Origin of the sequence: Undibacterium sp. RuTC16W, assembly GCF_049339445.1 — a bacterium.
GTDB lineage: Bacteria > Pseudomonadota > Gammaproteobacteria > Burkholderiales > Burkholderiaceae_D > Undibacterium.
The window spans coordinates 1-333 of sequence record NZ_JBMPPE010000089.1 but is presented as its reverse complement, the minus strand read 5'-3'; the positions used below and the strand labels follow the sequence as shown (position 1 = coordinate 333).

General features: G+C 40.8%; 1 pseudogene. It reads left to right on the top strand.

The annotated features are described in order from the left end of the window. A pseudogene (locus ACO0K4_RS19640) lies at positions 1-219 on the top strand (UTP--glucose-1-phosphate uridylyltransferase); the annotation flags it as partial. Positions 220-333: the final 114 nt, after the last annotated feature.

The following is a 333-nucleotide window of genomic DNA, read 5'->3' as shown; positions in this document are numbered from 1 at the left end:
CTACTTGCGAAAACCCCAGCTGGGGCAGGTGATGAAATTCAACTTACCGACGCTATTGCCATGTTAATGGAAAAAGAAGTGGTTGATGCCTACGCCATTAAAGGGCGCAGCCACGACTGCGGTAGTAAGCTGGGCTATTTAAAAGCCACTATTGAATTTGCACTGCGTCGTGATGAATTTAAAGATGAGCTGAGCGACTTCATTAAAACCTTAGTTTAAGTTCATTTATTGAGCCTAACTTATAAAAGTGCCTTAGTGGCACTTTTTTATTGTCTAAAATACTGAAACTGGCACTTACTTTGCTTACAATACAGCACCCATATTTCATGATGC